The following is a 23,959-nucleotide window of genomic DNA, read 5'->3' as shown; positions in this document are numbered from 1 at the left end:
ATGCTCAACTCGTCGAAACGGCAAAACAGGTTGAAATCGATGCGGGTGATGAGGCTGTGTTCGAGTTCGGGATCGGAGAGGCTGTGCCATTGGCCGAGCAGGACGGCTTTGAACATAGACAACAGGGAATAGGCGGGACGGCCGCGGTGGTCTCTAAGGTAACGGGTTCTTTGACGATTCAGGTATTGCTCGATCGGTTGCCAATCAATCACCTGATCCAACTTCAATAGTGGGAAGCGGTCGATGTGTTTGGCAATCATGGCTTGTGCGGTTTGTTGGAAGAAGGTGCTCATGAGAAATCCCCTAAATGTCTTGGTGGGAATTTAGGGGATTTGGGGGGGATTTTGCAAAGGTCTCTTATTGTGCAAATAATGCTTTTTTTTGAAAATTCTCCCCTGCCAAAATCTCATCAACGCAACATTCACCAACTATTTTTTTCTGACTTTTCATAAAAAATCCAAATCAGCATGAATAGTTTTGGGGCTGTCCTAGATAACTAGGACAGCCCCATAGTTTTTATCGAAATTCGACAATATTCTTTTTAAAAATCGCCAATAACATGATAGAATTTTCAGTTATTTTATTTTGCAGAAGATTTGAAAGTTGCCAAAACTTCTTGCAAATTTTTACCGTTTCGACACATATCATAACTTGGAGCAATATCGATGAATAAAATTTATAACGTTGTATACTCGGAAGAGCACGGCACCTGGGTGGTGTGTTCCGAACTGGATAAACGCGGCCGCAAAAAATCTTCACGCACGAGCACCGGCAAACTGCTGGTATCTGCCGCCATTATGGGCGCAAGTTTGGCCTCCATGCCGGCGCAAGCCTCTACTTGCGGCGACGGCAGTACAGTCGCCAGCGGTGGAAGCTGCGACATGGGTGTTTACACTGCAGCCGCAAACGACAATAAAGTCGGCCAGGCTTTGGTAACTGGTGGTGATACTGTTACCTTAACATCACCCGATATCAACAACATTACCGGTAATAATAATGACCGCTCTATCAGAAGTGGAAAATTAAGCGAACTGTTTACAGAGCCCGCCATTCTTGCGGAACTGAATCAGCGCGAGCGCCTGCTTGCCAACCAAAAAGGCCGCACGGTCAATGTAACAGACCCAGCAACCAATAGTAACCAAACCGTAAACGTTTATAACAACGTTAAATCTATATCTGCAGCAGATGTTCAAAGTACTGTATCAACGGGCAATGATATATACGTTGATATGCGCTTGGGCACCGCCAATGGTAATGGCAGCAAAATTATTACCAGCTTAGGTGATCCGGCTGCTACTATGGCAGATGAGACTACTACTCAGAACACTGTAAAAACACTAATTGCTTTAAAGAACTCCCGTTTGGTACAGGCCGAAGACGGCGGGTCGGCAGATTGGGTATCTAAAAATCGCATTTATTTTGAAGAAACTCGTGTAGCTTCTCAAGAGATGGCGATTGGTCAAGTTTTATTTAAACCGAAAACCGTCACCTTTAATGGAACAAATCATGTATTGAATACCGTACAGGATTTGGTTAACTACAATAATAACGTCTTGATTCCTGCGATTGGTACGCCTGGTTTTGCTAATGCCGGTGAAACACAACAGGCTGCATATGATCGCTATTTCAATGAAGCTGCTGCTACCGAATCGAAGACTTTCCGACAAAATAATCCTATTACCATCCATCCGGACTCCACTCGCCCTATCGGTGAGCGCTGGGTGTTGGCCGCAACTGGTGCGGGTTCCACTGCTACCATCAAAAATGGTGGGCAAATTGACGTAAGCCCTGGTTTAGAGTCAAGTAACGGTGGCGGCATGCTGGCAGAAAACGGTGGTAAAGCAGTGATTGAGGAAGGTGCGCAACTGTCTGGCCGTTTCAACAGTCTGACCGTACGTGATGCAGGTAGTACAGCAATCAACAACGGTATAATTTCCGGTGGTTTCTTTGCGTCTGATAATTACGACACAACCCAAGCCAGGCAGACAAATAAAAATGACTACTACTCTTTGTCTACCACGATTAATGCAACCAATAGCGGCAACTTCGAAAATAATGGCATCATCAACCTTGCCGGCTATACCTATGAGGGCTATTCGCATAACAACTACGCACTTCGCGTAAATAACAATGCCACGGCAACCAATAAAGCCGGCGGTATTATCAATGTGGCCGTAAACAGTTCGCCAAACAGCGGTATTACCGGCGTCCGTGTAGAACAAGGCGGTACATTTAATAGTGAAAAAGATAGCCAAATCTTTATCGGCCGCGCAGCACAATACGACAAAAACGCACCGACTAAGCTGATCGGCAATGCTACCGACCAAGTAGGTATTTTGGTTAATGGCAGCAGTGCCGTTGTTAATCATAACGGTAAGATTACCCTCGGAGAGCAAACTCAAGGCGCTACCGCTATCCGCGTAGCCAGCAACAGTGATGCGTCAACCGTGGTTAACTTGGGCACAGACAGTGTCATCAATATCGAGGGTAAGGCAAGCGGTGTTGGCGGTGCACAACCAAAACAAAATGTTGGTATCCAAGCACAAAACTCCGGTGCAGCTCAAATTACCAATGCTGGCACCATCAACGTAATTGGCACTAATGCAGTCGGCGAAAACGTGGTGGCCGAGGCAGGACGCACGGCAAAAATCACTAATACCGCCACCAGCAAAATTACGGTAGAAGAGGCATCTGCCAACCTGGTAACCCGCAATTACGGTATTTATGCTGATGGCCAAGGTACTGGCAAAGCCGATGTGGTTGCAGACGGCACATTGACCTTGAAAGGTGACAACGTTATCGGCGCACACGCACGCGGTAATTCAACAATGACCGTCAATGCTGGCATGAAAGCCGTATTCGACAACTCCACCAATGCGAAAAACCAAATTGCCTACCATATCAATGGCGGTAATGCGGTTGCTAATGTTGCTGCTTTGACCAACAGTACAGACATCACTACCGAGAACTCCACTATGTTCCGTGCAGATGCCGGTGGTACCGTCAATGCAACTGATCTCACCGTTACTGCATCCGGCAAAGAAGCCGTGATTTTGGCTAGTGATGGTGCTGATGAAGCAGGTAAAGCTTCTGCTGTTAATGTGAATAATGGTACTTATAACCTGACCGGCAGCGGCTCTAAGGTGGCCTTGGTATCCGGTGGTGCAACAGCTAGTCTGAAAGGTACGGCTAATGTTGCGGACACTGCCACCAATGCAACTATTGGTGTGGTAGATGGTAAAAACCACGGTTTGAATAACCAAGCAGTTGCCGGTAGTTCACCTAATAATAAAACCAAACTGGTTTCTGAGCTGAACACCACTACCAACGCAGCTGGTGTAACCGGATACACTGCACAAAACAGCGGTACAGTGGACTATTCAGGAAACCTTGATCTGAAGGGTGCCAACAGCGTTGCCGTACAAACGCTGAATAGCGGTACAGCCAACCTGAACAACGCAACGGTGAAAGCCAATGGTGATGCTTTGCGAGCCAATGCCGGCAACAACACTATCAACGTTAATGGCGGCACGGTAACCGGTACTACCAATGTATTTAACTCAGTTGCCGGCACCAACTCACTCGTTGCCACTAATGGCGCGGTGTTGAATGGTGTTATGTCGCTGGCAGCAGGTACTTCTTCCGTGGAGCTGGCTAACGGCACCACTTGGAACAATACCGGCAATTCCACCGTAACCAGCCTGGATAATGCCGGCACCGTAGCCTTTGCTACACCGACTACCGCTGCTGTGGGCAACTACAAAACCATCACCGTAAACGGCGACTACACCGGCAACAACGGTAAATTGGTTGTCAATACCCTGTGGAACAGCGATGCGGATAAAGACTCCGACCACCTGATTATTAAAGGTGCGGCCAGCGGTAAAACTATTGTCAGCACGCCAAACGGCATTATCGGCAACATCACGAAAACCACTGCACAGCAGTTCTCTTCTGATGTGGTAACCGTAGAGCAGCCTGCAGCCAATGCCGCAGGTCAGCAAGTTGGCCAACCGGATGGCAACGCTGTCTTTACAGGTACTGCCGACACCACCAATGCCGGTCAAGCACAATTGGTATTGAAGAGCACCGCGGGCGGTAAGAATGTTTATGCATGGACGTTGTACGCTACTCCAGCACCAGCACCTGCTCCGGCTCCAGGACACTATATTTTCGCACCCGGTGTATCAGCATATACGCTGATGCCGCAAGTAAACCAAGAAATTGGCTATAACACGTTGTCTGCTACATTGCACGAACGCCGTGGCGAAAACCAAATCATGGCTTGGGATGAGTGTGCAACCTGCGGCGACCAGGCCAAAGGTCAAACTTGGGTGCGCCTGCTGGGTCGCGGTCTGAACAGCGAAGGTAAAGAGCGTTTCAACTTTGAAACCAAAATGGGCGGCGTACAAATCGGCCATGACTTTGCCATCCGCCGTAACGATAAAGGCGGTCATAACCTGACCGGCGTGTTTGCGGCATATACCCATGCGACAACCGACTTCTTCGACCGCTACCGTGCTGTCGGCGGCGTTGTGGTGGACGATAAATTCACCGGCGAAGGCAAAACCGATGCCGTATCTTTGGGCGTGAGCAACACTTACTACGCACAAAACGGCAGCTATCTGGATTTGGTTGGCCAAGTAAGCTGGCTGCGCAACAACTATAAAGCCCGTGATTCCGTTTCCGTGAAACAAAACGGTTGGGGTGCAGGCCTGTCTGCCGAAGTTGGTCGTCCGTTTGCCTTGGGCGAACGTGCCGAAAACGAGGGCGACTGGATGATTGAGCCGCAAGCTCAGTTGATGTACCAATATGTGGGCCTGAAAAACTTCAACGACGGTATCCGCCAAGTAGAACAAAACGGCCAACACGGTCTGCGCGGTCGCTTGGGTGCACGTTTGGCCTACAATGCGCCAAACAGCAACCTGCGCACCAACACGTTCTATGCCGTTGCCAACGTGTGGAATGATTTCATCAAACCGCGCAACATCCACATCGGTGCGGACTCTGTCAGCGAGAAACGCAACACTACGTGGGGCGAGCTGGGCTTGGGCGCACAACTGCCGCTGAGCAAGAATGCCTACCTGTACGGCGATGCGCGCTACGAACGTAACCTGGGTGGTGCAAAACGCGACGGTTACCGTGGCACAGTCGGCTTCAAATACACTTGGAAATAACCCCCACCGTGCAGGCTGCCTTATTTAAGGCAGCCTGCCCAAAGGAAACCATCAATGAAAAAAACATTTTTATTTGCTGCCCTGGCAGCTTGCTTAAGCACTCCCGCATTGGCCAAAGATTACATTCACAAATGGTGTGCGCCTGAAGAACCTGCGGCTCCCGTTATGGTGGCGCCTGCACCAGCACCTCAAGTTGAGCGTATCAATCTGGCCGCCGATGCCTTGTTCCAATTTAACCGCTCGTCTGTGAAAGACCTGCTGCCGCAAGGCCGCGCAACATTGGACGAACTGGCCGCCCGTCTGGTCAGCCGCCAAGCGCACATCGACAGCATTGCCTTGGTGGGCCATACCGACCGCTTGGGCAGCGAGCAATACAACTACAACTTGGGCTTGAAACGCGCAGAAACGGTGAAAGCCTACTTGCAGGAAAAAGGCGTGCAAGACCCTATCAGCACCCGCAGCGCCGGTGAAACGCAACCGGTTACCACCAACTGCCACGGCACCCGTGCAACAGCGGCTTTGAAAGCCTGCCTGCAACCTGACCGCCGAGTGGTGGTGGAAATCACTGGCACAGCCCCTGTTGCGCAATAAGCGCGCGCTCAAATCCCTTGGCTTGCTTTTGCTTGAGCCAAGGGATTTTTATTGGAATTTAAAAGCAGCCTGCAACTCACTCAACACACTTCATCACATCATGCAAAAACACCTCATCTGAGACCTTTGCAAAAAAGCCTTTCCTCCGACAGCCGAAACCCAAACACAGGTTTTCGGCTGTTTCCGCACCTAATTGCGCCTGATTTTACCCAAATCTCCCCTTAATCCTCCCCGGATACCTGATAATCAGGCATCCGGGCCGCCTTTTAGGCGGCAACAGGCACACTTAGCCTGTTTTCCGCTTTCAACAGGTTCAAACACATCGCCTTCAGATGGCTTTGCGCGCTCACTTTAATCAGCCCGAAATAGGCTGCCCGGGCGTAGCGGAATTTACGGTGCAGCGTACCGAAGCTTTGTTCGACCACATAACGGGTCTTCGACAAATATCGGTTACGTTTGGTTTGCGCTTCCGTCAGCGGACGGTTGAGGTGGGCTTTGCGCATAATGCCGTCCGGCAGCCGATGTTCTTTCGGATGTTGCCGGTTTTCCGCACTGTCGTAGCCTTTGTCGGCATAGACGGTCGTACCTTTGGGCAAACCTTCCAATAGCCGAAGGTGTGGCCCAGGGCATTGGTGCGTCGGGTCGGCAGACCGTCTTGGCCGTATTCGTAGGTGGTTTTGGCTTGGATTGTTATGGAAGAGATATTTCAGACGACCTCGAAAAAGGAGTGAGGTCGTCTGAAAAGCAGAAACCGCAACATCCTATGTTGTGGAGGTTTCATGCAAATTGCGGCTTGCTATCGTTATATCTAATGATGCGGAGCAACTTAGTTTTAAAAAGGGAACAATGTTTGTAAGAAAAACTATGATTTACTAATTTTTTTTAATAGTTTAGTAATATTTTCTTTTTCGCTTTGATTAATTTCAGAATTGTCTTGATAGTCTAAAAGCATAAAATATAACATATCCAAATAATTACACTTGGCTATTTTTTTATCTAACTCTTTTTTAATATCTAAGATATATTTTAGTCTTTCAGGTTTATTAATTAATAAATATCGAATAATAAATCTTCCTATTTCGCAAGCCACTGAACTTTCATAAAGCTCAGACGCTGAAGTAATTTTATTTATTAATTTAAACCTTTTAGCTTTAGTTATTTGGGAAAAGTCAAGATCTGAACTTTCTAGGGTAATAATAAATTCCCAAAGCCCCCTATTTTGGATTATTTTTTATTACTGAGGAGGTGATATATAAAAAAGAATGTGTCGTTATCAATAGTAGGTTGAAATATTGTGCTATCTAAGTTTAGAGAAATATATTCCAAAGCATCTTGTAAATCCTTTTTATTTTCTAATGAGTATAAATATTTAATTATTTCTAGATTGCTCATTGCATTAATTATTTTATAGTTCATTTTCATAGACTTTATATTTTAAAATTATGGCAATGCTAAACTACCAGCTCCTGCTACGGGGGTGGCAACAAATGATATAGCAACAGCTCTTACAATTTTATACCCTATGTAGATTGCAGCGGCGGTTCCCGCCGCTTTCCCCACAGTTTTCAAATTTTCTTGGGTTTGAGTATTAGGTACTGAAGAAGGTGAGGTACATCTACCAGGGGATGGTGGAGGTAAATCATCGCAATTATCATTTAACCATTGTTTATGTTTTTTCAAAGTTTCTTTAAGTTGTTCAACTAGTTGAATATGTCCTTCAACTGAATCTCTAGGCTTCATACCAGATTTGTGCTTATATGGTAAATTTCCAGGATTAGCTTTGATTTCTTGATTTCTTTTAATAATATCATTTTCTATATTGCTAATCTTTTTACGTCTAGTAATACAATCAGGATGGTCAAATGCAAATTTATTTTTTAATCCTAATATGTCAAGCCAACCTTGAACATTCGGCGCAAACTGATAAACGTTAAAGCCGCCCCACAACCCAATCGGGTCCTGGTTGATAAACCGACCCGCATCCGGCTCGTAATACCTGAAGAAGTTATAGTGCAGTCCCGTTTCATGGTCGGCATACTGGTTTTGTAGGCGGAAGGGTTGGTGCGCCGTTCCCGTTACCTTGGTTTCCTCTTTCAGACGACCCCAGCCGGTGTAGTTGCCGAACCATAAGAGGTTGCCGTCCTTATCAGTCATCTCACGCGGGATGCCGATTTGGTCGCAGTGGAAGTAGTGGATTTGTTGTCGGCTTTCACCTTCTCCGTTTGTCCGGTTGTGTACCTGTGCCAGCGGTTCGTAGGAATCCGGGTCAGTGTAGATATAAGTATATCTGCCGTCCGGGTGGACTTCCTGCAGCAAATGGCTGCCGTCCCAAACGAAGCGGGTTTCCTCTTCGAGGCTACCTGAAACTTCTCCGTCTTTCAGACGGCCTTTGCTTATCCTTCTGCCTAAGGCGTCGTAGCTGTAGGACCAAGTTTCTTTCGTGCCGTCTTTTTTGAAGATTTCCGCTTTAACCAGTTGGTCGTGCAGGTCGTAGAAATAGTTCTGCACTTCGCCGTCGGCCAGTTCGCAGTGGATGAGGTTGCCGAGGTCGTCGTAGTAATAGGTCGTGCCGTTGTAGGTTTTCAGGCGGTTGTCGGGGACGGCATTGAGGTCGTCTGAAAGGATATTGTGCGCGGGATCGAAGGCGAACCGTTCGTTGCCCGCTTGGGTAATCCTGCCCAGTTTGTCGTACTCGAAATGCGTCGTTCCCGTCCGCTGGTCGGTGCTGTGGGTCAGGTTGCCGGTGCGGTCGTAGCCGTAGCTGCGTTTGACGGCGGTTTGACCATAACCCGCCGCGACTTTGGTTTTGCCTTTGCCGCCTTCCGTCAGATCGTTGAGGGTGGCGATTTGCCTTTTCAGACAGCCTAAAGGATCGAGTTCGTAGCGGCTGGCGAGCTTACCCTGTGTGCGGAAGATTTTGCGGTGCAGCTGATCGCGTTCGATGTCGGAGATGACTTCGTCGTCGAGGCTGATTTGGTGCAGGTGTCCGCTGCCGTAATACAGGTAGTTGATCTGTCTGCCGTCGGGCAGGATGGTGGCGGTACGGTTGCCGTTGAAGTCGTAGTGGTAGCGGACGGTTTCGGTAACGGGCAGGTACAGCATGTCGTACTGCGCATCGCGCCAGTCGGTGTCGGGTAAGCCGTTTCGGGCGTTTTCTTCTTTGCTTGGCACCTTCCATTGGTGCCGGGCGATGAGTTGGCCGTTTTCGTTGTAGTCAAAGCAGGTGATGCTGTGGCGGTTGGCGGCGCGGACGAGATTGCCGTCCGGGTCGTAGCCGTAAACGGTTTCCTGAACCTTGTCGTTATCGCGGGCGAGGGTGTGGATTAGGCGTCCCAATATATCGCGTTTGAACTCGGTCATCCGCAGCGGGGTTTGGCTGTCGAGGTCGTCTGAAAGCGGGGCGGCGTCTTTTTTGGGGACGGGCTGTCCGCCCAGCTGCGCCATCAGTTTGGCGGCGAGGGAGGCGTCGTCGCCGAATTCGCGCTGCTCGACCAGCTCGTTGCCGGCGTTATAGCGGTAGCCGGTCAGCTTATGGTCGAAACCGCTTTCGGCAATCAGACGGTCGAGGACGTCGTAGGCAAAGCGGTAGCGCGCACCGTTTTCATTGGTGAGGCCGACCAGGCGGCGGGCTTTGTCGTAGTGGTAGCCGAAGGTGTGGCCCAGGGCATTGGTGCGTCGGGTCGGCAGACCGTCCTGGCCGTATTCGTAGGAAGTGGTATGGCCTTCGCCGTCGGTATGGGTTTTCAGACGGCCTCGAAAAAGGATTGAGGTCGTCTGAAAAATAGAAACCGCGTGCATGCGTACCGCACACACCCTACGTCGGGATTGGAGGTTTCATGCGAGCTACTGCTTGCTCAGTTCGTCTGAAAAGTTTTTTCAGACGAACTGATAAGTCATTTGAACAAGAGACCGCGTGTGTGCCTTGAGGAATGAACCCTATGTGCGGGTTACGGCTTGCTGTATAGTTTTTTCATTTGAGGATCAAATTTGTTGAGAACCATCAAAATTTGTATCTAACCCATCTATATATTTTTCAAAATCAAGGTTATATAGTTTTTTTAAATTTCTAATCCAGATAACAAATTCAAAGAAAATATTGATGTTCTCATCCGTTATTTCAAATATCCCATTGTCTTGATGGGAGTCTTGGATAGTTGAGATAATTCTTTTAAATATTTCTTTATTTTTTATAATTTCATCAATAGGTAACTTTTGTAATCTTTTAATAAAAAATAACTCATCTTCAATACTTAAAATAGAAGGTAAGTTTTCTAATTTCTCATTTAGTTTGAAAATAGAATTCATATGACTTCCTAGTTAGTATGGTGAATTTTTTAAAGGTATATGAGCTCCATTAGGGTCAGATTTAAATGGTCCCCATGTACCATCAGTTCTCAATGATCCTTTGGGTCCTGTAATTCTGACGGTTGGTCCTTGAGCAGCATTGGATGTGGGAAATTTCACCTGTGCTGCGGGATTTGCACCATGCCCATGAACGGAATAAGTACCATCATTATATTTAAATCCACCTTTAGGGAATTTTTGAGGGTCTGATTTCCATTGATTTTGCAAATTTTGTTTCTTAGCCCATGCCTGAATATCCTTATGATCTACTTTACCATTTTTTAAGAGTTTATCAGGGGATTTAGGTTTACCTAAGTTTTTGCATTTTCCAACACATTGTTTAGCAGCTTTATATCCTATCTTTCCTACTTTAGATAAGAGACTTATCGCTACTCTTCCAGACTAAAGGCCGTCTGAAAGACCGTCCCGAAACGTGGCACATCCACCGGTTCAAACGCAACATCCTCGGCCAACTGATCGAAAAACAAAGCCGCAAAGTCTCCGGCCGCAACGGACAAAGCAAAGACGAAGGCATCAGCCGCACCCGTTTCGACTACGACCCCGTTACCGGCAACCTGACCAAAGCCCGCAACCGACACAGCAGCGTCGAACTCGCCTACGACGAACTCGACCGCCTCATCGGCGAAACCACCGTCCACAACGGCCAAAGCGCCACCGTAGGCTACCGATACGACCCGCTGGGCAACCGCATCCGCACCATCCTGCCCGACGGCCGCCATATCGATTACCTCTACTACGGCAGCGGCCACCTGCACCAAATCAGCCTCGACGGCGAAGTCATAACCGACATCGAACGCGACAAACTGCACCGCGAAATCCAAAGGATACAGGGCAGCATCAGCAGCCTGTACGACTACGACCCCATGGGTCGTCTGAAAAGCCAGCGTACCGTTTGGAGCGGCACGCAAACACCCCGCGGCAAACAAAACCCGTTAGCCGGCGGCGCCGTCAACCGCCGCTATGCCTACGACAAAGCCGGCAACCTGATTCAAAGCGCCGACCAAAGAAGCGGCGTCCTCCATTACGTTTACGACAAAATCGGACGCATTCAGGAAGCCCGAAACAGCCAAACCGGCCGCAGCGAAACCTTCGCCTTTGACCCCGCCCACAACATCCTCGACATCCCGACATCTACTCCCTCTCCCGTGGGAGAGGGCAAAACGACCGCCCCGATTTCAGACGGCCCCCAAACTCAAGGTCGTCTGAAATCGCCTGCCAACCCCAACCTTATCAGCGGCAACCGCCTCAAAGAATACAACGGCATCGAATACACCTACGACGCACAGGGCAACCTGATCTACCGCCAGCTGCCTAATGGCGAAAACCAGTATTACCAATACGACCTAGAAAACCAGCTCGTCCGCGCCGAAATCAAAAAGCCAGCAGGCAATACCGAGATCTGGACATACGCCTACGACCCGTTCGGACGACGCCTCTCTAAAGAACGCCAAGACAAACTCGCCTAGACGAGCACCGACCCGAAACGCACCCACTTCGTCTGGGACGGCAGCCGCCTATTGCAGGAGTACACCTACAAAGGCAGCTACGAACCGCTGGCGCAAGTCTTTGACAACGCCAAAGACGGCAAACAATACCTCGCCTATTTCCACAACGACCAAATCGGCATACCGCGCGAGATGACCGACATCCACGGCAATCTCTTATGGTACGGCGAATACACCGCCTGGGGCCGTCTGAAAAAGGACGGGCGGGTTTATAAGGATGCGCATCAGCCGTTCAGATTGCAAAACCAGTATTACGATGAAGAGACCGGGCTGCACTACAACCTGATGCGGTATTACGAGCCTGAGGCGGGGCGGTTTGTGAATCAGGATCCGATTAAATTAAGGGGCTGACGTAGATTGGCAGTTATGCTAGGCTACGAAAATGCAGATAACCAATTGTAAATTAAGCAAGAGAGTTCAAAAGAAACTACTTGAATTTTTTGTACTCCAAGTTACCGCCTGTTCCGCTGCCGATATTTTGGGCATTCAGCCCAACTCCGCTATTCTGTTCTACCGCAAAATTCGTATGGTTATCAGCCATTATCTGGCCTTGGTTGCCGATGAGGTTTTTGAGGGCCCTGTCGAGTTGGACGAAAGCTATTTTGGCGGACGGCGTAAAGGCAGACGTGGTCACGGCGCGGCAGGAAAAGTGGTTGTCTTTGGCATTCTGAAACGCAACGGACGGGTCTATACCGTTGTCGTAGATAATGCTAAGTCTGAAACGTTACTCCCTGTCATCAAAAAGAAAATCATGCCGGACAGTATTGTTTATACCGATAGTCTGAGCAGCTACGACAAGTTGGACGTGAGTGGTTTTACCCATCACCGCATCAACCATTCCAAGGAATTTGCAGACCGTCAGAACCACATTAACGGCATTGAGAATTTTTGGAATCGGGTAAAACGCGTCTTGCGAAAATACAACGGAATCGATCACAAATCCTTCCCGCTGTTCTTGAAAGAATGCGAATTTCGGTTTAACTTCGGCACACCGTCTCAGCAGCTAAAAATCCTGCGGGAGTGGTGTGGAATTTAGGGCTAATCTACGTCAGCCCTAAAAATAAAGTATGAAAAGATTAGATTTCAGTTTTTATTTTTACACAATATGCTTGCTATGAGATACCAAGTTGACAATGTTTATCCATAAAATCATTGAAAGAAGGAAAAGCTGGTAGGTTATAGTAGAAATTATCACGTTTAACTCTAGTAAGATAAGAGGCATTGCTAAATTTGAGTATACTGTTTTTTTACGCTTATTGATTATAGTAGTTTAATCTGTTTATCTGTTTTATTCCACTTCCATCCCTTTTCTTACTATCTTTTAATTTCGATAACTCATCTACCAATCTTGATACTTTCCATATATTTATCATTATAAAAATATTTAAATATTTGTTAAAAATATGTAAAACGTAAAAAATTATATTTTATAAATGAGGGTAATTAAATGTGGTCAGATACTGAATCTAAAGAAGACTATCTCAATTTTGGTGAAGTATCCCAAATTGTTACTGAAATCTTAGAAACTGAAGCTATGCTTCCCGTTTCAATAGGTGTTTTTGGTAATTGGGGTGCAGGTAAATCTTCTCTATTAAATTTAATTGAGCAACAAATCAAACCTGATGAGTGGATTATAATTAAATTTGATGCTTGGCTCTATCAGGGATTTGATGATGCCAGAGCGGCGCTTTTGGAAACTATTGCAAGCCATTTGATTCAGGCCGCCAAAGATGAAGAAACCATCTTGCAAAAATCCAAAAACTTATTTGTAAGAATTAATGGTTTGCGTTTGCTTGGTTTAATGGCCGAAGGAGCTGCGTTGGCTGCAGGAGTGCCAACTTTTGGCTTAATTTCCAAAACATTTGAAACAGCAAAAGAATCATTGGATGGTGTTCAAAATGAAACAGAAAGTAAGCAAATTGTAGAAGTAGGGAAAAATCTTGTTGATTCAGGGAAAAATCTTATCAAGCCAAAAGAGAAACAAACACCACCACAACAAATCGATGAGTTTAGAAAAGAATATGGCGAAATATTGCAGGATTTAGGTAAAAAGCTGGTTATTATAATTGATAATCTGGACCGTTGTCTGCCTGCTAATGCTATTCAGACATTGGAGGCGATTCGTTTATTTTTGTTTTTAAATCGGACGGCATTCATTATCGCAGCTGACGAGGAGATGATTCGCCATTCAGTTGCCGAACATTACAAAGATTTGTCGTATCGTCATCAAATTGATTATTTGGATAAGCTCATTCAGATTCCTATTCGTGTACCCAAAGCAGGTGTGCTTGAAATTCGTGCATATTTATATATGCTGTACGCCATTCATCAAAAAATACCAACCGCAAAATTAGCAAGCTTACGCCAATTTTTAGAAACTCATTTGCAACAATCTTGGAAAAGTCAATCTTTAAATCCAGAAGATGTGACCAAAACTATTGAAGAGCAACATAATAAAGTTCTCTTGTCAGATTTTGAACGAGCAAACAGAATAGCTCCCTTATTAGCAAATTCACCTAATGTTTACGGTAATCCCAGAATTGTAAAACGCATTTTAAATACCATTAAGATGCGTACCAAAATCGCAGACAAGCGTCAAATGCCGTTAGATGAAGCAATTATTACCAAACTAGTTATTTTTGAGCGATGCGTGGATTCTGATGTAGTAACAAAATTTTATCAGCTTGTTAATGAAGGAGAAGGTAAACCTGAATTATTAAAAGAACTGGAAAATAACAATGAGCAGAATCTATCAAAGCTCTCTGAAAATAAATCCATTCAAACATTTATCACAGAATGGGTAAAATTAGAGCCCAAATTATCTAATGTTGATTTGCGGGCTGCGATTTATTTATCTAGAGAAACCATTCTGCTAAATACTTACACTGCTCAACTTTCTCAAAAAGCCCAAGATGTTTTAAGTATTTTACTTGTAACTAAATCAAAAACAGGCTCACAAAATACTCAAACCGCTATTCAGGGATTAACAATTGATGAACAAATCTCCGTTATGGAAGCATTGATTGAACAATTAAGAAAACTGGATAATTGGGATGAAAGCCCAGATGGTTTTATAGGGGCTTGTTTGCTAGCGGCAAATTCAGAAGACGGTGCAAAAATTTTAACTCGCTTTATTGCTGAATTGAGAAATAAAGGTGTTAATCAGCCGTGGTTTAATACAAGATTAAAAAGAGAAACTTGGTATCAGGAGTAAGCAATGGGTACTTCACAATCTAGCGTGGGGCCAAATGGTCGTTCACCTTTGTTACCGGCTTGGGTTGATGACAACCAAGCAACGACTCAAACACCAGACCCACAGAGATTAAGGGGATTGCGTCAAGCAATCGGTAGGGCTGTACGAGGCGGTGGACGTGGTGATGTACGTAAAGCACTTGGTCATTATGCACGAAAAGCCAGTGGTAGTAAGCATACAGCCGTCCAAAAATTGGGGAAAATTACCCAAGCAGGTTCGGATTTATTTGGTATTTTTTCAGGCGGCCGGCAGCAACAATATTCGGTTAATTTACATAGTTTAAATGGTCAGCCTTGTGAGCAAGTTATCAACCAAATTATCGAACTTTTGGCTGGTCATCACGGTGATTCAGACAAAATTCGTTCTGCAATGAATATTGCTTTATCAGAAGCATTGGAAGGAATGACAACTTTTGATGAAAATAGCATTACCACTGAAGTCATTGGTAGAATGATGGTTTGTTATTTAACCGAAAGTATTTTTCTGCAAATTGCACACGATGCTGGCAAGGCTTGGAAGAAAGGCGATGATCCTGTGCAAATTGCCAGAGCAGAAAATGATTTACGGCAACTCATTCGTGAAGTAGTAGATATTAATCTTGCCCCTAAATTTACGGATGATGTTTGTCAGTTAACAATTGAACAAATGCAAGACATTCAAAATCAAGCTATTTTGGAAATTTGGGAAGAGTGGGAGAAGTATTGATGACTCAATTGTTTTTTCACCACGACATCAATCAATTAAATAACCTACAAAATGGAACAATACCTGTTCATTTGTATGGAATGGGTAATAAAAATCTACAAATTGCCCATATCGGTAATATGGTTTTAGATAGGGTGAGAAGATTAGGCATTAGACTTAATAACCAAGTAATGGATTTTCTAACCATTGCTATGGCAGTAACGGCGGCAGATACTTTTGTTTTGCGAAAAGATACCGCAAATGGCTGGTGCCGTTCCTTTTCTATTACTTTACCATTGTGCCAGCCAGCTATTTGGCAAGCAAACAAAGTTCATTTAGAACACATTTTACACTTTTTAAGTGGTGATATTTGGCAATTTGATTTTCAAGAAAACGGACAGAATCCTCCACAACCCTATTCACAAAATGGTAGAACCAAGTTAGTAGATTTAAGAAATAAAGACTGTGTTTGTTTATTTTCAGGTGGTTTGGATTCATCGATTGGAGCAATTGATTTATTGGAACAGGGGCATTCACCTGTTTTGGTTAGTCATTCCTATAAAGGTGATAAATCACGTCAGCAAGCCATTATTCAGCAACTTAACCAAAATGGTTATATCAATCAATTTTCTCAATTTAATGCGATTGCACAGCCCCATTTAAATAATGGTAGGGCTACTGAAATCACAATGCGAACCAGAAGTTTGAATTTCTTAGCATTTGCAATTATATCAGCTTATGCATTACAGGAATTTGTGCAAGAAGAAATTGATGTTTTTGTACCTGAAAATGGAGTAATTTCAATCAATGCACCTTTAACAGTACGCAGAGTAGGTACTTTAAGTACCCGTACCACCCACCCTTATTTTATCCAAGAAATACAAAGATTGTTCACTGCGGTCAATATTCCTTTCACTTTAAGAAATCCTTATCAGTTTAAAACCAAAGGGCAAATGATAGCAGAATGCGAAAATTTACCATTATTACAGCAAATTATCCCTGATACTGTTTCGTGTAGCCATTGGAAACGCAAAAATCAACAATGCGGGGTTTGTGTTCCATGCCTGATTCGTAGAGCGTCATTGCATTATGCTGGTATTACCAATGATGCCCAATATGAATTTAATGATATTCGGCAAATTTTAACAAATCAGGACAGAAGAGATGATTTATTTGCTTTAATAAGTGCTATTCGTCAAAAAAGTCATCGCAACATCAATCAATGGGTTTCACAAAGTGGTCCACTACCCACTCAACAACTAAATCAGTTTGCAAATGTTTTTAGGAGCGGACTGGATGAAGTGGAGCAACTTTTAATAGTGAACCAAATATTATGATGGATATGCATTGCCATTTGGATTTATATACTAATCCACAATACGTTGCAAAACGATGTAAAGATGAAAATATTTATGTTTTATCTGTTACAACCACACCCAAAGCGTGGTATGGAACAAGTTCATTAGCAAAAGATTGTCCTCGTATTCGTACCGCCTTGGGATTGCATCCGCAACTGGCTCACGAACGTTGGCAGGAGTTGGACTTGTTTGATGCATTATTAAACCAAACTCGCTATGTGGGTGAAATTGGGCTGGATGGCGGAAAAGAGTTTAAAACACATTGGGAAACCCAATTAAAGGTTTTTCGCCATATTTTAAGAAGCTCAGCAAAATCTGGAGGAAAAATATTGAGCATACATTCTAGAATGAGTGCAAATACTGTACTAGATGAATTAATTCAAGTAAATGGTAATTTACCAATCCTTCATTGGTTTTCAGGCACAAAACAACAGCTAAAACGAGCGGTTGAAATAGGCTGCTATTTTTCTGTAGGACCTGCAATGTTAAGTAGTAAAAAGGGTTATGAATTGGTTCAACTCATGCCAATAGAAAAAATATTGGTTGAAACTGATGGACCTTTGGGGAATTTCAAAACACAAGCTTTACTACCCTGGAATGCCAATATTGCCATTGCAATATTGGCAGATATTTGGGGGATGAGTATTTCAGAAGCTGAGAATATATTGAGACAAAATCTGATTAGCTTAGTTTCGAAACATATATAACCCTCTTATTTCTTATGAATAAAAAAGGCGGGTTGAGGTTTGAGCGGCGGCAACATGACAGCCTAAAAAACAAACGCACTCCTGATTATTGATTACACATGACAAATCTGGCGATAGCTAACGCGATTTTGGTTCTATTAAGATTGCGGAAGATGTAATGGATTAACTGACCTTCTCTCCCATTTTTAATGAATATCAGGGAGAGGCATACCAGCAAAACTTGGCAGACAACGGCATCACCCGGTCGGTCAAGGTCCGGGAATTGGAATTTGACGGACAGAGCAAGTTGTCGGAAGGCTGTATGTTGATTTTGGAAGTGGAGCAGCAGGAAGGGGGCAAGCAGTTTACGCTTTCGCCTGTGCCGTTAAACGAGATCATTCATTTTATGCGGGACACTTGGCGGTATTGCTGATGCGGAAAGGACGGATTGAAAACCCGTCCTTTTGTTATACTGGCTATTTTCAGGTAGTCTGGACAGTTCTAGGCTACCTGAAAATTCATTTCTAAAATAAAAGCTCATTGGTTCAATGCTGCCAATCTCGCCCGAACTTTTGCAGCCGCATCTTCCGTGCTGTTGCCAACGATAACATTTTGCTTGTCGTCGAAATACTGCATGGCAGGGAGGTCGCGCAGGAAGCTGTCAATATCTTGTGCGGTCAGGAAACGGCCGTGCATATCCCAGCCGACATTGAGGGCGCGTCCTTTGACGGCGGCCATGCGGTCGTGCAGATGGCCGTAGAGGTGGTATAGGCCGTGGCGGATGCCGTCCCATTCGTAGGTGTAGGAAATCGTCGCGTTGTTTACACCACAGGTTGAGAAAAATAAGCCTGCAAGACCTAGAACGGCGTATTACCGTCCAAGCTGCCGTGCGGCTTCACGGTGTTATAAAAGTTCACAAATCGGCACAGCTCCTTTTGCCGGTGTTCCGGACTGTCAAAACTCTGCTTTTCGTGCCACATTTCCATAATCGTCCGAATAACCCTCTCGGCTTTGCCGTTGGTCTGCGGACGGGCAGGACGGGTAAACTTTTGATTGATGCCGTTTTAATAACAGGCAGTGCCGAAAGCATGACTTGCCCCGCCTTTATATTCGCTGCCGTTGTCCGAATACACGCACTCGATCAAATAGGGGCAGGGTTCGATGACTTGTTCCGTTAGGAACTTGGCCGCACTGTCTGCGGTTTTGTCCGGCAGGATGGCGGCGTACAGTTCTCTTGAGAAATCATCAATGGCGACAAACAGGTAATCCCGCTTATCGGTGGCTTTCTGCCCTTTGAGCAGCGGCAGCCGTTTGGTATCGACGTGCACCATTTCGCCGGGATAGGACTTGTTGTAGCGTTTGGCCTGCCTTTTGAGTTTTTCCTGAATGCTGCGTTCTACCTTGGCCGGACGTTTCATTCCGTACTTTGCCTGTTTGAAACGGTTGTTGGTGCCGGTTTGGGGTTTGAGCAGCCTGCCCCTTGCGGCTTTAAGGGCGCGGTAAATGGTGACGCGGCTGACTTGGTAGCGGCGTGCCAGGGAGGTGACGCTTTCCTTCCCCTGCGTGTAGGCCAGCCAAATGGCTTGGCGGTGGTGCGGGGTGAGGCGGGTGTTTTTGTGCATGTTCATGTCAGTATTCTCCTGAAATACTGTAAACAACGCTAGGGATTTCTACATATAAGCAGCCAATGGCATACTGTTCAGACGGCCTTCGGCCTTAATCCCACCCGTTCCACCAGCGGCGGGCGGTTTTCTTTTGAGGCTGTACTAGATTAGCCCTAAATTCTACACCAATCCCGCAGGGTTTTTAGCTGCCGGGACGGTGTGCTGAAGTTAAATCGAAATTCGCATTCTTTCAAGAACAGCGGGAAAGATTTGCGATCGATTCCGTTGTATTTTCGTAAGACGCGTTTTGCCTGATTCCAAAAATTCTTAATGCCGTTAATGTGGTTTTGACGGTCTGCAAATTCCTTGGAATGGTTGATGCGGTAATGGATGAAACCGCTCACGTCCAGCCTGTCATAGTTGCTCAGGCTGTCGATATAAACAATATTGTCCGGCATGATTTTCTTTTTGATAACAGGCATCAAAGTATCAGATTTGGCATTGTCTACGACCAAGGTATAGACCCGTCCATTGCGTTTCAAGATGCCGAAGACAACCACTTTTCCTGCCGCACCCGACCGCGTTTGCCTTTACGCCGTCCGCCGAAATAGCTTTCGTCCAACTCGACAGAGCCCTTGAAAACCTCATCGGCAGCCAGTGCCAAATGATGGCTGATAACCATATGGGTTTTACGGTAGAACAGAATAGCGGAGTTGGGCTGAGTGCCCAAAATATCGGCAGCGGAACGGGCGGTAACTTGGAGCACAAAAAATTCAAGCAGTTTCTTTTGAACTCTCTTGCTTAATTTACAATTGGTTATCCGCATTTCCGTAGCCTAGATTAGCTGCTAATCTACGTCAGCCTCTTTTTTTATTTCACAGGGCCGCGCCTTATGTGCAGCCCTGTGCGTTGAAACATTTAATATCAATTGATTAAGATAGATAAACAGGCGGCCCCGCCTATCCCGCATTCAATCATTAAGGAAATTTTGCTGAGATTTCGTTATACGGAGCCTAGCCGTCTGAGAGCTGTTCCGCCCGCGAATAAAATTCCCGCGCATCGATTTGCGGCAGATTTTTTGCAGCAACATCAAAATATTTTTTGCCCGCCCAAAGGTCTTTATCGCCAATCACAAATACATAATGCTTGGCACGGGTAAGCGCCACATTTAGCAGATTCGGTTTTCCTGCCGCCCATTGTGCCGCACCGTCTGTTTTTGCATCGCAGCCTAAAACCAGCCAAACCATTTTTTCTTCTTTACCTTGAAAAGTATGTACCGTGCCGATGCGCATCCTGCACCATTGTTGCAGGCCTTTTATGGTTTTTAGTGCGGCATTGCCGGCAATCTGCCTGCACAATTCGGTTTTAATATGCTTGAAGGGCGTGATGATGTATAAATCGGGAAGGCCGCCTGAATGCCACGCGATTTCGGCCAACATCCGTATCACCAAATCAGCCTGTTCCTGAACAAATTGCCGCGATGCCGCTTCACCGGCTATCTGAACCCAGCTGCTGCTTCCCAAATAAAAATCCTGTTTGGGCGGCAGGCGTTTGGCAGGATCGGTATTGCCGAAAACCATTTTGTTGTCGTAAGCAATTTGATTGGCGATGCCGAACATGGGGTCGGCACAGCGGCGGTGGACGCGCAAGGGGCTACCTATCCATGTGGCATCCGATTCTCCTTTGCGCAAAACGGATGCGCCAAAGGCATTGCACCTGTCTGCCAATATCTGTACCGAAACCTCGGTCGGCGACACATTGGCACAGTCGGGCAGGGCGGCAATCCTTTCCAGGGTACGAACCAATGGCGGCGGTGTGGTAAAGACCGGTTCGATTTGGATGGGGTCGCCTACCGCCATGACGCGTTTGGCACGCCAGATTGCGCCCGCTGCCGCCTGCGGAACCGCCTGACCGGCTTCATCTATAAACAAATAGCCCAAGCAGCCTGCGCCCACATCGCGGAACTGCCGTGCAAACGATGCAAAAGTGCTGGATACCACGGGAATCACCATAAACAGGCTCTGCCAAACCAACAGCGTTTGTTCTTTGTTCAATCCGGCACTGCCTTTCAGGAATTCGCTGATTAAGAACAGGTTGCTGCCAAACCCGCCACCTTTAATGGCGACTTCCGCCAGCCATGCTTCGTGCAACTGCAAGGCGCAGCCGAATAAACGGCTGCGGGCGTCGTTTAATTCGTTGTCCTGCCACAAACCCGCGATTTGAAAGTCATCGTTTTGCAGTTCATCGTATTTTTCAGGCAGCCTGATATGTGCAAACCGGTTTTGGTATTGCCGATAGGCATTCCATTTCTCTTGCCGCTGTGCCAGCCGTATGCCTAATTGTTCCAATTGCCGCTGTACCGCTTTCAAACGTCCTTCTGCCGCTTTTTCGGCGTTTTCGGCAGCGGTTATTTCTTTTTGGTACACCCGTTTTTGTTCTTGCAACAGCGCCGCTTGGGCAGCCTGCACCGCCTGTGTGCAATGTTCATATTCCTGCCTGGCTGATTTTTTGCGTTTATCGGCGGCCAAATGCAGTTGCGACAATTGTTCGTAACAATACGCCAGGTGTTCCCGAAGCTCCCTGCACTGTTTGCGCTTAAACAGGCGCATGAAGAAGCCGGGATAACTGTGTTTCAGCGATTCGATTTGATTCTGCCAATAGGCGCGCTGTTCGCCGTCTTCATCCGTTAAAGGCATGCTTACCTTTTGGGTTGCGGCTTGCAGCCTGCTTTGCGCATCGGATACGGCCAGGATAAAGTCCGAATGAACCGGAATGCCTTGCAGTTCGGCCGTTTGGGTTTCTATCCGTGTCTGCCGGGCGTCATTCAGTTTTTCCTTTTCGGTTTGAACGGACTTGGCACATGTGCCGTACTGTTGTTGCAATGCGGCTTGGTTTGTTTCGGGATTTAAGACGGTCTCTTCGTGCAGAATAAAATAGCCGTCCAAATCATTCAATTTCTGCTCGACAATATCGAGTTGCCGTTTGAAGTTTTCTTGTGCTTGGGCAAACGAAATACCTTGATAACCGCTGCGCCATTCCCAAATGCTTTGGTGCAGCGCTTTATCGTATCCTTTGCATTCGTCATGATTTTGGGGGACGAAAAACAATCCCTGCCGTACCTTCTCCCGATTACCTTTTTTGCCTAAGGCGCAAGAAAACAATCCCCAAGTATCGTCATCAGGCGTCAGGGCATCGTATTTCTGCTTATTTTTGGCAAACAGGTTGCGCGCAATTTTGTCCAAATAAACATAGCTTGGATGGCTGCCTGTACAATAGGTTGCACACAGTGATGACTTCTTCGGCAAATCGCGGGAAATATTCTCTACTGCGGCATTGTTGGATGATGCCACAATCATTTCAAATCCCACCAATTCGGGCTTGAGGCGGGAAACGGTTGAGTCGTTTACTTTTTCAGTACCCGAAAAAGCATCTTTCGCCGTTGCCAATTCGGCCAGCCGTGTGGCCCGGCGTACGATGTTTTCGGCAAAAATATCGCGCAACAAAGTGGTTTTCCCTGTTCCTGGCGGGCCGTTTACCGAAAAAACCGGCTGTTCGCCTTCCAGAAAGAATGTATTTACCGCAAACTGCTGCATCAGGCTTAAACCGTGCTGCGGCTCACTTAACCAGCGCCCCCTGTTCCAATATTTGGGGCGTAAATGCCGCCAAATGATTTTGTTACCTTCCGTGCCGTACAAATCGGTTGCGGGCCGGTCGGGTTTCGTGCCGAGATAAGCCGACAATGCCGCGCTGCTTTGACCTTTATCGATTTGACGGATGATACTGTGGATGTCCTGCGCGTAGAAACTGTTTAAAATGCCGATTTCTTCATCGGGCAAGTTATCGACGTCTTCATCGCTTTTATGATTTTGTCCGTTTCTTTCGGCGTGCTTTTGATCTTTTGGCGTTTTATCGGAGGATTTTTTCGGTTGTTCCTGCCATTCGGAAATGATACGGATTGTGGGCATCGGTTCGGGACAGTAACCGTATGCCCATTCTTTCAGGCGGCCTGCAATGTCCAGCAGCAAGGCGGGAGACAGTACGGTCCGTATTACTTTGGGCTGTTCAATTTTCTGCACGGCCAAATGCTGTTTGCACAATTCGTCCAGCTTCTCCAACAGCTTGCCGCAATCCGTTTCAAACGCTTCAAAATTCAAACTGTCTAAACCTTTCGCCATACTAAAACCCACTGCCCAAGGCGCGGTTGAGATTTCTATATTTGCGGGGTCGAACTCGCCTGTGTCGTTGATTGGTAATCTGGCATAACACGTTTCGCCTTTATCGGCGCTCATGGCTTCTTGGGTATATTGCTCATTTTCACTCAACTGTTCTTGCAGCAGATTTTGAATACTTTTGCTCAAACAGCCAAAATCAAACAAGTTGAGATAAATTTTTGAGCAAACGAGATATTGATTGGGATATTCGGATTTCAGCAGTTGGGCAATGGATAGGTTTTTTTGTCCGCCGACGGCAAGTTTGGATAATTGGTCAAGCGTAAGGGTTTTGTTTGTTTTATCTTTTCCCTCTTGGATTTTTGCATCGAAAGGCGTGAAAAATTCCAGCTTGTGCCAAAAAGACAAAATGGCCGTTTCGTTTTGCGGATTCATCAAAATTTCCTTAATGGTTGAAACCCCGCCCTTCGGGGCGGTAGGATTTGGGTTTGTTTGGGAGGGGCGTAACTCCTTCTGGTAGGGCAGCTCCTTATGTGCAGCCTTGTGTGTTGAAACATTTGGAAGGGA

The 23,959-nt window shown here is 46.2% G+C and carries 14 protein-coding genes and 5 pseudogenes; 8 read left to right on the top strand and 11 right to left on the bottom strand.

Annotation, left to right across the window (positions count from 1 at the left end):
• On the bottom strand, positions 1-293 hold a 293-nt coding region (locus tag BM261_RS09275), incomplete at its 3' end, for a transposase (RefSeq protein ID WP_143095768.1).
• A 372-nt stretch (positions 294-665) separates the two neighbouring features.
• Here BM261_RS09275 and BM261_RS09265 point away from each other — a divergent pair.
• Positions 666-5,177: an autotransporter outer membrane beta-barrel domain-containing protein gene (locus BM261_RS09265; RefSeq protein ID WP_074897612.1), complete on the top strand. Its 4,512-nt coding sequence runs from the start codon at positions 666-668 to the stop codon at positions 5,175-5,177.
• A gap of 54 nt (positions 5,178-5,231) precedes the next feature.
• Positions 5,232-5,768 carry an OmpA family protein gene (locus BM261_RS09260; RefSeq protein WP_074897610.1) on the top strand — a complete coding sequence of 179 codons (537 nt, stop codon included), beginning with the start codon at positions 5,232-5,234 and terminating at the stop codon, positions 5,766-5,768.
• 266 nt (positions 5,769-6,034) lie between these two features.
• Here the strand turns inward: BM261_RS09260 and BM261_RS09250 are convergent.
• The 6 genes and pseudogenes from BM261_RS09250 to BM261_RS13085 all read right to left on the bottom strand — a co-directional run.
• A pseudogene (locus BM261_RS09250) lies at positions 6,035-6,376 on the bottom strand (transposase); the annotation flags it as partial.
• A 254-nt stretch (positions 6,377-6,630) separates the two neighbouring features.
• Entirely contained in the window at positions 6,631-6,858 is a 228-nt protein-coding gene (locus tag BM261_RS12505; protein ID WP_143095767.1) for a hypothetical protein, read from the bottom strand.
• Between the two features lie 350 nt (positions 6,859-7,208).
• Positions 7,209-9,338, bottom strand: a pseudogene (locus BM261_RS12690) (RHS repeat-associated core domain-containing protein); the annotation flags it as partial.
• A 411-nt stretch (positions 9,339-9,749) separates the two neighbouring features.
• Positions 9,750-10,073 carry a hypothetical protein gene (locus tag BM261_RS09230; protein WP_074897605.1) on the bottom strand — a complete coding sequence of 108 codons (324 nt, stop codon included), beginning with the start codon at positions 10,071-10,073 and terminating at the stop codon, positions 9,750-9,752.
• Between the two features lie 12 nt (positions 10,074-10,085).
• On the bottom strand, positions 10,086-10,340 hold the full coding sequence (locus BM261_RS12500) for a hypothetical protein (protein ID WP_143095766.1): 255 nt from the start codon (positions 10,338-10,340) through the stop codon (positions 10,086-10,088).
• A gap of 161 nt (positions 10,341-10,501) precedes the next feature.
• The gene (locus BM261_RS13085) at positions 10,502-10,954 is read right to left on the bottom strand and encodes a hypothetical protein (protein WP_420846392.1); all 453 of its coding nucleotides are present in this window, start codon (positions 10,952-10,954) and stop codon (positions 10,502-10,504) included.
• A gap of 42 nt (positions 10,955-10,996) precedes the next feature.
• Here BM261_RS13085 and BM261_RS09215 point away from each other — a divergent pair.
• The 6 genes and pseudogenes from BM261_RS09215 to qatD form a co-directional block, all read left to right on the top strand.
• A pseudogene (locus tag BM261_RS09215) lies at positions 10,997-11,986 on the top strand (RHS repeat domain-containing protein); the annotation flags it as partial.
• 34 nt (positions 11,987-12,020) lie between these two features.
• Entirely contained in the window at positions 12,021-12,674 is a 654-nt protein-coding gene (locus tag BM261_RS09210) for an IS1595 family transposase (RefSeq protein ID WP_074897601.1), read from the top strand.
• 411 nt (positions 12,675-13,085) lie between these two features.
• The gene (locus BM261_RS09205) at positions 13,086-14,852 is read left to right on the top strand and encodes a KAP family P-loop NTPase fold protein (protein ID WP_074897598.1); all 1,767 of its coding nucleotides are present in this window, start codon (positions 13,086-13,088) and stop codon (positions 14,850-14,852) included.
• Positions 14,853-14,855: 3 nt separating this feature from the next.
• Positions 14,856-15,596 carry a hypothetical protein gene (locus BM261_RS09200; protein ID WP_074897596.1) on the top strand — a complete coding sequence of 247 codons (741 nt, stop codon included), beginning with the start codon at positions 14,856-14,858 and terminating at the stop codon, positions 15,594-15,596.
• Positions 15,596-16,912: a Qat anti-phage system QueC-like protein QatC gene (qatC, locus tag BM261_RS09195; RefSeq protein WP_074897594.1), complete on the top strand. Its 1,317-nt coding sequence runs from the start codon at positions 15,596-15,598 to the stop codon at positions 16,910-16,912. Before BM261_RS09200 ends, qatC begins: the two co-directional genes overlap by 1 nt.
• Complete coding sequence (gene qatD / locus BM261_RS09190; protein ID WP_070451913.1) at positions 16,909-17,640, top strand: Qat anti-phage system TatD family nuclease QatD; 732 nt, start codon at positions 16,909-16,911, stop codon at positions 17,638-17,640. Before qatC ends, qatD begins: the two co-directional genes overlap by 4 nt.
• A gap of 516 nt (positions 17,641-18,156) precedes the next feature.
• Here the strand turns inward: qatD and BM261_RS09180 are convergent.
• From BM261_RS09180 to BM261_RS09165, 4 genes and pseudogenes are all read right to left on the bottom strand, one after another.
• Positions 18,157-18,357, bottom strand: a complete 201-nt coding sequence (locus BM261_RS09180; protein WP_074897592.1) for a hypothetical protein — start codon at positions 18,355-18,357, stop codon at positions 18,157-18,159.
• A gap of 63 nt (positions 18,358-18,420) precedes the next feature.
• Positions 18,421-19,247 (bottom strand): annotated as a pseudogene (locus BM261_RS09175) (integrase core domain-containing protein); the annotation flags it as partial.
• Between the two features lie 149 nt (positions 19,248-19,396).
• A pseudogene (locus BM261_RS09170) lies at positions 19,397-20,049 on the bottom strand (IS1595 family transposase).
• Between the two features lie 187 nt (positions 20,050-20,236).
• Positions 20,237-23,827, bottom strand: coding sequence for a DEAD/DEAH box helicase (locus tag BM261_RS09165; RefSeq protein WP_074897590.1), 3,591 nt, complete (start codon positions 23,825-23,827; stop codon positions 20,237-20,239).
• Positions 23,828-23,959: the final 132 nt, after the last annotated feature.

It is taken from the genome of Neisseria elongata subsp. elongata (genome assembly GCF_900113545.1).
Taxonomy (GTDB): Bacteria; Pseudomonadota; Gammaproteobacteria; order Burkholderiales; family Neisseriaceae; genus Neisseria; species Neisseria elongata.
This window is presented reverse-complemented; position numbering and strand designations above follow the sequence as displayed.

Bases quoted from the DNA above. Each gene is read 5' to 3' on its own strand.
- BM261_RS09265 (WP_074897612.1), top strand. From the start codon at position 666: ATGAATAAAATTTATAACGTTGTATACTCGGAAGAGCACGGCACCTGG.
- BM261_RS09260 (WP_074897610.1), top strand. From the start codon at position 5,232: ATGAAAAAAACATTTTTATTTGCTGCCCTGGCAGCTTGCTTAAGCACT.
- BM261_RS09230 (WP_074897605.1), bottom strand. From the start codon at position 10,073: ATGAATTCTATTTTCAAACTAAATGAGAAATTAGAAAACTTACCTTCT.
- BM261_RS09210 (WP_074897601.1), top strand. From the start codon at position 12,021: ATGCAGATAACCAATTGTAAATTAAGCAAGAGAGTTCAAAAGAAACTA.
- BM261_RS09205 (WP_074897598.1), top strand. From the start codon at position 13,086: ATGTGGTCAGATACTGAATCTAAAGAAGACTATCTCAATTTTGGTGAA.
- BM261_RS09200 (WP_074897596.1), top strand. From the start codon at position 14,856: ATGGGTACTTCACAATCTAGCGTGGGGCCAAATGGTCGTTCACCTTTG.
- qatC (WP_074897594.1), top strand. From the start codon at position 15,596: ATGACTCAATTGTTTTTTCACCACGACATCAATCAATTAAATAACCTA.
- qatD (WP_070451913.1), top strand. From the start codon at position 16,909: ATGATGGATATGCATTGCCATTTGGATTTATATACTAATCCACAATAC.
- BM261_RS09180 (WP_074897592.1), bottom strand. From the start codon at position 18,357: ATGGCCGCCGTCAAAGGACGCGCCCTCAATGTCGGCTGGGATATGCAC.
- BM261_RS09165 (WP_074897590.1), bottom strand. From the start codon at position 23,827: ATGAATCCGCAAAACGAAACGGCCATTTTGTCTTTTTGGCACAAGCTG.